The following is an 8417-nucleotide window of genomic DNA, read 5'->3' as shown; positions in this document are numbered from 1 at the left end:
CTTATACGTTATGTAATAGCGCCAGGCGTGGTACACCCGGCTTTATGTGATGTGCTTGGCATCAGGCTGTCATTGACAGATATCGTCATGGGGCAAAACGTCGCGAGCCTCCATCAGTTGAATCGTGACACGCTGCCCGGCCACCCGCTCGCTCAAGCTGCACACGGCATGCTCACCATCGGGCCAGACCACCTGATGGTTTACCGCGAGAGCCCCCACCCGTAGCGCGTAGCGGTTATTGGGCACCGATTCGTTAATCTCATTGATCCAGTAGCCACCCTCCCCATCCGACACTTGCTCGCCACGTCCAAGGACATGCCCGAGCCCAGCGGCAAAATCCGGCTGATGGCTACGCTCCAGCTGCAGCGTTCCTGCCGCATTGCGGTAGCAGTCCAGGACCCTGAAATGCTTCACCGAGTGCTGCCACTGGATGCACCAGCGGCTACCGCTGGGTGCCGCGACATTCAGCAGCGCCTGATGCTCTTCCGTCGTGACGACCAGACGCTGCGACGCCGAAGCAGGGGCAGCCCCCGCTTCGGCGCACATGCCGCTCATCGAGAAAAGCGCCACCAGTGGAAAACACCACCGCATAGCGGCTCCGCGATTACGGGCGCAGGTTGTCAGGAATATCCGCACCGGCTTCTTCGAAGTAGCGGATAGCACCCGGATGCAGCGGCACTGGCGTAGAGCCCATGGTGAACTCGACGGTAGTGTCGTTGGCTGCCGGGTGAACGGCGATCAGCTCATCGATGTTTTCGAACAGCAGGTGGGTCAGTTGGTAGGCCAGCTCTTCGTCCATATCGGCATTGACGACCAGCACGTTGGGAATACCAATGGTCTGGACCGCTTCGTCCATGCCGTCGTACATGCCTGCGGCCAGTTCATAAGGCGCAAACACCGCTTCCACTTCCTGGGCGTTGGCAATCTCTTCATCGGACAGGCCGATCAGGCGGATGTCGCGCGTGGCAGCAAGGTTGAGAATCGAGCTGGTGGGCGGACCAACGCTCCAGAAACCGGCGTCGATATCGCCATCACGGATGGCATCGGCGGTTTCGTTGAAGTTCAGCCGCTGGGGAGTGAAGTCGCTGTAGCTGACGCCGTTGGCTTCCAGCAGAGCACGCGCGTTCAGCTCGGTGCCGCTACCTGGCGCACCCACGGAAACGCGTTTGCCAGCCAGATCCGCAATGCTGTGAATGTCCGACTCGGCCAGCGTCACGAGCTGCACCGCGTTCGGGTAGACCGAGGCCAGTGCGCGGGTATTCTCGATCTGACGACCTTCAAAATCACCCGTACCGGTATAGGCCTGATAAGCGGTATCGGCCAGCACCAAGGCCAGATCGGCATCACCGCGCATGATCAGCCCCATGTTCTCGACGGAAGCGCCGGTCACTTCGGCGGTCGCCTGAGCACCATCGATATGGTTGTTGATCATTTCGGCAAAGCCACCACCGATCGGGTAGTAAACGCCGCCGGTACCGCCGGTCGCGATGGAGAGCTGCTGAGCGCTGGCGGGCAGAGCAGCCGCCATCATGGTCGCTGCAACGGCATATTTTAGTTTTTTCATTGGAATTGCCTCCGTCCTGCTCGGACTTATTGATTATGGTTGACGTAAAGGAGGTAAGGAGCCAGTTTCTCGCCGCCGTCAGCGGCGCCGAGAACGGTATTTAAACGTTAGCACGGCAGTTGCGTTAGATACTAATCCAACAACGTTTTCACCTGCTCCACGATATGCGCACCAATGGGTAGCGCCGAGGTCGCCGCAGGCGATGGCGCATTGCCCACGTTGACCGTGCGCGGAGTATTCACGAACAGGAAGTCATCCACCAGCCGACCATCGTTGGAGACCGCCTGAGCGCGTACGCCCGCCGGGTAAGGGGTCAAATCCTCCTGGGTCAGGCTCGGGCAGTACTTGCGTACCAGCTCCAGATAGCCGCGCTTGTAGAGCGAGTTTTTCATCTCCACCAGCCCAGGCTTGAGATGCTTGCCCAGCACTTTCAGGATGCCTGGGTGGCTGAACATCTGCCCCATATCGCGTAGCGACATGTCCTGCTTGCGATACCCTTCGCGCTTGAGCGCCAGCACCGCATTGGGCCCAACGGTGACCGTCCCATCGATCATGCGGGTCAGGTGAACACCCAAAAAAGGCATGGCAGGGTCGGGAATCGGGTAGATCAGGTGGTTGACGATGCGGTTGTGGCGCTCGGGAAGCAGGTAGTATTCGCCACGGAAGGGGCAAATCGTGAAGCCGGGGTCCTTGCCCAGCATGCGGATCACCCTGTCGGCCATCAACCCCGAGCAGGAGACCAGGTAGCGGCTGGTGAAGGTCTCATGCTCGGTGGTCACCACGACCTCATCGGCCCGCTCGTCAAGGCCCGTCACGCAGTGCTCGAAGCGAATCTCGCCGCCCAGCCGGGTGAACTCGGTGGCCATCGCCTGGGTGACTTCGGCATAGTTCACGATGCCGCTGGAAGGCACGAAAATGCCCGCCACACCGGTAATGTTGGGCTCTCGCTCCTTGAGCGCCGCAGCCTCCAGCCACTCCCGCTCCAGACCGTTGGCCGCCGTGCGCTCCCAGAGCGCTTCCATACGCTGCTTTTCCAGCGGGTTGGTGGCCACCAGCAGCTTGCCGCAGATGTCGTAACCCACGCCATGCTGGTCACAGAACTCGCGGGTCGCACGGTTCCCCTCCAGGCAAAACTTCGCTTTCAGGCTTCCCGGCGTGTAATACACCCCGGCATGAATCACGCCGCTGTTATGGCCGGTTTGATGCTGAGCGGGGCCTGCTTCCTTTTCCAACACCAGCAAGCGTTTGTCCGGGTAGGTCTGTTGCAGCTGCATGGCGGTGGAAAAACCCAGTATGCCGCCGCCGACAATGATGAAATCCCACATGAATGTCGTTACCTGTGCCAAATTTTCAAAATTTATTGATAATAGCCGTTATTCTACGTTGACCGCCATGCCCCTACATTGGTCTAAGCCACACTGATCCAAGGAGTCCCCATGGAGCACGATGCACCGCGCCAGAACCTGGCAATTAGCGCTTACCACGCGCTCAAGCAGGACATCATTCGTGGCCGCTATGCCCCCGAAGAGAAGCTCTTGATGAGCCGTTTGAAAGAGTATTACGGCGTGAGCACCGGCCCCCTGCGTGAAGCGCTGTCACAGTTGGTCGCCGACCGACTGGTCGTGGCCATCAGCCAACGGGGCTACCGGGTGGCGGCCATGTCGCTGGCCGAACTGAACGATATCTACGACGCTCGCGCTCAGTTGGAAGGGCTGATTTTGCGCCTCGCCATCGAACGTGGCGACGACGACTGGGAAGCCAACGTGCTGGCCACGGCACACCGCCTGGCCAAAGTCACCGACGTCAGCTCCCCCGACGAACTGCTGGACGGCTGGGATTTACGCCACAAGGCGTTCCATACCGCCATTGCCAGCGGCTGCAACTCCCCCCACCTGCTGCAGATGCGCAACACCCTGTTCGATCAGGTAGAGCGCTATCGCCACCTGTGGCTGCAAGAGACCGTCATGTCGCCCCAGGCGCTGGACATCAAGCGCCAGGAGCACGCGGCGCTGGTCGACGTCATTCTCGCCCGCAACACCGAGCAGGCGGCCGATCTGATGCGCGACCACCTGATGACCCCGGTGCCTATCATCACACGGGTACTGCAAGCCCGCGGCATCGATTGAATGCCGGGCGATTAAATTCTGCGTTTTAAAAAAATGTAGATATTTTTAAATAACGGCGATACATTGAGCTCAACAAGATCATCTTTCGGAGTTCAACGCCATGACACGCTTCAACTGGGACGACCCGCTGCTTCTCGAACACCAGCTCACCGATGAAGAGCGCCAGATTCGTGACGCCGCCCACGACTACTGCCAGGAAAACCTGCAGCCACGTGTGCTGAGCGCTTTCCGCGAAGAGCGTTTCGATCGTGACATCATGTCCGAGATGGGCGAGCTGGGCCTGTTGGGCGCCACGGTTTCCCCGGAATACGGCGGCGCGGGCGTCAACCACGTGGCTTATGGCCTTATCGCCCGTGAAGTGGAGCGTGTCGATTCCGGCTACCGCTCGGCCATGAGCGTGCAGTCATCGCTGGTGATGTACCCCATCGAAGCGTATGGCTCCGAAGAGCAGAAACACAAATACCTGCCCAAGCTGGCCAGTGGCGAGATGGTGGGCTGCTTCGGCCTGACCGAACCCGACCATGGCTCCGACCCGGGCTCCATGATCACCCGTGCGGAAAAAGTCGATGGTGGCTACCGCCTGACCGGCGCGAAAATGTGGATCACCAACAGCCCGATTGCCGATATCGCGGTGGTCTGGGCCAAGTCCGCTGCCCACGATAACCAGATCAAAGGCTTCATCGTCGAGCGTGGCACCGAAGGCTTCTCCACCCCGAAAATCGAAGGCAAGGTCTCTCTGCGTGCATCGATCACCGGCGAAATCGTCCTCGACAACGCCTTCGTGCCTGAAGAGAACCTGCTGCCCAACGTTAGCGGTCTGAAAGGTCCTTTCGGCTGTTTGAACAAGGCACGCTACGGCATCGCCTGGGGCGTGATGGGCACCGCTGAGTTCTGCTGGCACGCTGCCCGTCAGTACACCCTGGACCGCAAGCAGTTTGGCCGCCCGCTGGCCGCCAACCAGCTGATCCAGAAGAAGCTGGCCGACATGCAGACCGAAATCACGCTGGGCCTGCAAGCCGCCCTGCAGGTGGGCCGCCTGATGGACAGCGGCAACTGGGCGCCGGAAATGATCTCGCTAATCAAACGCAACAACTGTGGCAAAGCGCTGGACATCGCCCGGGTGGCCCGCGACATGCACGGTGGCAATGGCGTCTCCGACGAGTACGGCGTGATCCGCCACATGGTGAACCTGGAGTCCGTGAATACCTATGAAGGTACCCACGATGTGCACGCCCTGATTCTGGGCCGCGCACAAACCGGCATTCAGTCGTTCTTTTAACGTCGTCATCACTCAGCGAGGCACCCCATGAGCACAGTCGCAAAGCCCCTGGCAGGCATCAAGGTACTCGATATCTCTCGGGTGCTGGCAGGCCCCTGGTGCGGGCAGATGCTGGCCGACATGGGTGCCGAGGTGATCAAGGTAGAGCGCCCCCAAAGCGGCGATGACACGCGCCACTGGGGGCCACCCTGGCTCTCCGGCAGCAACGAGTCGGCCTACTACCTGTGCGCCAATCGCGGCAAACGCTCGGTGACGGTCGATATGGCCAAGCCCGAAGGCCAGGCACTGATCAAGCAGTTGGCGGCCCAATCGGACGTGGTGCTGGAAAACTTCAAGGTCGGCGGGCTGAAAAAGTACGGCCTGGACTACGCGAGCCTGAAGGCACTCAACCCTGGCCTGGTCTACTGCTCCATTACCGGCTTTGGCCAGCAGAGCCCCTACGCCCACCGGGCGGGCTACGACTTCATGATTCAGGCCATGGGCGGCCTCATGAGCCTGACCGGCCAACCCGACGGTGAACCTGGTGGTGGCCCAGTCAAGGTGGGGGTCGCCATTACCGATATTTTCACGGGCCTGTATGCCGCCAATGCGGTGCTGGCAGCGCTATACCAGCGCCGCGACAGTGGCGAAGGCTGCCATATCGACCTGGCGCTCATGGACGTACAGGTAGGTGTGCTGGCCAACCAGGCACTCAATTACCTGACCTCCGGCCAGGTACCCCAGCGGCTGGGCAATGCGCACCCGAACATCGTGCCCTATCAGGCGTTTGCTACCGCCGATGGTCACATGATCGTGGCCGTCGGCAACGACGAACAGTTCAAGCGCTTCTGCCAGGTCATCGACCAGCCGCAGCTGGCACAGGACGGACGCTTTGCCACCAACGGCAGTCGTGTACAGCATCGCGAAGCGCTGGTGCCGACCCTGGCGCTCGCCCTGGCAGCACAGCCTACCGACACCTGGCTGGCAGCCTGCGAAGCGGTCGGTGTGCCCTGCGGGCCTATCAATACCCTGGATCGCGTGTTTGACGATCCTCATGTCAAGGCACGCGGGCTCAAGCAGACGCTGCCCCATGCACTGGCAGGCGAGGTCAATCTCGTCGCCAACCCGATTCGTATCAACGGGCAGTCACTGAGTGCCCAGAGCGCCCCCCCGACCCTGGGCGAGCACACCGATAGCGTGCTGGATGCCATCGGTATTAGTGATGAGCAGCGCGCGGCGCTTCGCGCGGCAGGCATCATCTAATTGCTCTCTTGCGAATATGACCCACTTCAACTATTACCCACTTTAACCATGAACCCATGTCGATGTAGTACCCCTTGAAACGCCCAGCCGGGCGTTTTTTTGCCTGCCATCACAACTCTATACAAAACCTATACAGACAGTGTCGTTATCGCTAGACTAAGCTTATCTCTTGGCAGCTCGTGGCCAACCCGAGCACGTGCTTTGCGACGATTTCCAATCCAGGCGACATGACCCGTTGGCCGAATGAAAGACGACATGGGGTAACGGCATGGCCAACTGTGCGCGAGTGAACGGAGTGTGTAAGCGCTGTGAGGTGGCACAAACACCTATACCCAGCACCAGCTCACCGTGACGCTGTCGGCGGGCATCGCATGTTACAGTAAAGGCTCCAGCACTCGGATGCTGGATCAGGCAGACAAGGCCATGTATCAGGCCAAGCAGGCTGGACGCAATCGCGTCGTCATCGCACCGTCATCTATGTGATACACGCTAATGCACACGATGTTGAGATGCGCACTATGCTTACAAGATGCTGACAAGCACACCCCAACCCAAAGGAGTTGAGCCATGAGCAATGCCGAGCTAAACGAACTAAAGCAGAAATACGTCGCGGCAGGTGCAGCCAGCCCTGCCACCGCCTTTGCGGACCGCGCCGAAAACGCTGAGATCTGGGACGCCGACGGCAACCGCTTCATCGACTTCGCGGGCGGTATCGGTGTCTTGAACGTGGGGCATCGCCACCCGAAGGTAGTGGCTGCGGTAAAAGCCCAGCTCGACAAGGTCATGCACACTTGCCAAACGGTCATGCCCTATGAAGGCTACGTCAAGGTCGCCGAAAAGCTCAGCCATCTCGTGCCCGTGCGCGGCCACGCCAAGGTGATGCTGGCCAACTCCGGTGCCGAAGCGCTGGAAAACGCGGTGAAGATCGCTCGCGCCGCCACTGGCCGCTCCAACGTGATCTGCTTCGATGGCGGCTACCATGGCCGCACCTTCTACACCATGGCCATGAACGGCAAGGTCGCGCCCTACCAGACCGATTTCGGCCCGATGCCCGGCACCGTATTCCGCGCGCCCTACCCGGTGCTCTACCACGGCGTCAGCGAAGACGAAGCAATTCGCGGCCTGAAGATGACGTTGAAAACCGACGCCAACCCTAAAGACACTGCCGCGATCATTCTTGAGCCGGTGCTGGGTGAAGGCGGCTTCTACCCCGCTCCGACCAGCTTCCTGAAGAAGATTCGCGAGATTTGCGATGAACACGGCATGCTGATGATCATCGACGAAGTGCAGTCAGGCTTTGGCCGCACCGGCAAGATGTTCGCCATCGAGCACAGCGGCGTTGAGCCAGACATGATGACCATGGCCAAGAGCATGGCCGACGGCATGCCGATCTCGGCCATCGTCGGTACCGACAAGGTGATGGACGCCTCTGGCCCCAACTCCCTGGGCGGCACTTACACCGGCAGCCCCACCGCCTGTGCCGCAGCGCTGGCCGTCATGGAAATCTTCGAAGAGGAGAACATCCTCGAGAAGAGCCAGGCGCTGGGCGAGAAGCTGGCGGCGCGCTTCAACGAGTGGCAAGGCAAGTTCGATTGCATCGACCACGTGCGTAACATGGGTGCCATGGCCGCCTTCGAACTGGTGAACAACAAGACCGACCGCACCCCGGACCCGGAGCTGGCAGCAGCGCTGTGCAAAAAAGCCCGTGAAGAGGGTCTGATCCTGCTCTCCTGCGGCATGTACGGCAACACCATCCGCTTCCTGATGCCCGTCACCATCGAAGACGACGTGCTGAACGAAGGCCTAGACATCATCGAGTCCTGCCTGGAATCGCTGATCTAAGCCATCCCGCACCCGCTAGAGCGCCGCCCCACAGGGCGGCGCTGCCGTTTTTACGCGGCATGTTTCGTCACTGCATCCGCTCGACATCCTCTTCTGATACAGGCCTCAATCATCGGCGCGGCTACATTGCAGCCCCTTAAAAATATGATATGACACCTTATTAAAAAGCAAATAATATTTAGCCATGCCAGTACTCGTCATCAAGACAGCCAGCACGCTGGCACTGAGCTCTGCAGTCCTGGCATGCGCGTCGTTCGCCATAGCCAAACATGATCACGATATTTTGCGGGCTACTTCGACGATAAACAAATTGCTGATCGCTCGCTTTCCGACTGAGAAGGCGACTGACAGTCCCTCTACCCTA

The 8417-nt window shown here is 59.9% G+C and carries 9 protein-coding genes; 6 read left to right on the top strand and 3 right to left on the bottom strand.

All coding sequences use genetic code 11. The features are described from left to right. Positions 1 to 69: 69 nt before the first annotated feature. The 3 genes from B7L72_RS15195 to lhgO form a co-directional block, all read right to left on the bottom strand. The gene (locus B7L72_RS15195; protein ID WP_081195333.1) at positions 70 to 591 is read right to left on the bottom strand and encodes a DUF1850 domain-containing protein; all 522 of its coding nucleotides are present in this window, start codon (positions 589 to 591) and stop codon (positions 70 to 72) included. A 13-nt stretch (positions 592 to 604) separates the two neighbouring features. Then, positions 605 to 1564 carry a TAXI family TRAP transporter solute-binding subunit gene (locus tag B7L72_RS15190; RefSeq protein ID WP_081195331.1) on the bottom strand — a complete coding sequence of 320 codons (960 nt, stop codon included), beginning with the start codon at positions 1562 to 1564 and terminating at the stop codon, positions 605 to 607. 131 nt (positions 1565 to 1695) lie between these two features. Then, positions 1696 to 2889: an L-2-hydroxyglutarate oxidase gene (gene lhgO / locus B7L72_RS15185; RefSeq protein ID WP_081195329.1), complete on the bottom strand. Its 1194-nt coding sequence runs from the start codon at positions 2887 to 2889 to the stop codon at positions 1696 to 1698. A gap of 111 nt (positions 2890 to 3000) precedes the next feature. Here lhgO and csiR point away from each other — a divergent pair, with 111 nt between their 5' ends. From csiR to B7L72_RS18750, 6 genes are all read left to right on the top strand, one after another. Beyond that, a complete protein-coding gene (csiR, locus tag B7L72_RS15180) occupies positions 3001 to 3690 on the top strand; it encodes a DNA-binding transcriptional regulator CsiR (protein ID WP_016914862.1) in 690 nt (229 codons plus the stop codon). Positions 3691 to 3790: 100 nt separating this feature from the next. Next, the gene (locus B7L72_RS15175) at positions 3791 to 4969 is read left to right on the top strand and encodes an acyl-CoA dehydrogenase (protein ID WP_016914863.1); all 1179 of its coding nucleotides are present in this window, start codon (positions 3791 to 3793) and stop codon (positions 4967 to 4969) included. A gap of 27 nt (positions 4970 to 4996) precedes the next feature. Next, on the top strand, positions 4997 to 6211 hold the full coding sequence (locus B7L72_RS15170) for a CaiB/BaiF CoA transferase family protein (RefSeq protein WP_081195327.1): 1215 nt from the start codon (positions 4997 to 4999) through the stop codon (positions 6209 to 6211). Positions 6212 to 6559: 348 nt separating this feature from the next. Next, complete coding sequence (locus B7L72_RS15165) at positions 6560 to 6694, top strand: diguanylate cyclase domain-containing protein (protein WP_232710856.1); 135 nt, start codon at positions 6560 to 6562, stop codon at positions 6692 to 6694. Between the two features lie 84 nt (positions 6695 to 6778). Beyond that, the gene (gene gabT, locus B7L72_RS15160) at positions 6779 to 8053 is read left to right on the top strand and encodes a 4-aminobutyrate--2-oxoglutarate transaminase (protein ID WP_081195325.1); all 1275 of its coding nucleotides are present in this window, start codon (positions 6779 to 6781) and stop codon (positions 8051 to 8053) included. A gap of 184 nt (positions 8054 to 8237) precedes the next feature. After that, a partial coding sequence (locus tag B7L72_RS18750) for a hypothetical protein (RefSeq protein ID WP_217806086.1) occupies positions 8238 to 8417 on the top strand: 180 nt, incomplete at its 3' end.

This window comes from Halomonas sp. BC1, assembly GCF_002078135.1.
Taxonomy (GTDB): domain Bacteria; phylum Pseudomonadota; class Gammaproteobacteria; order Pseudomonadales; family Halomonadaceae; genus Vreelandella; species Vreelandella stevensii.
This window is presented reverse-complemented; position numbering and strand designations above follow the sequence as displayed.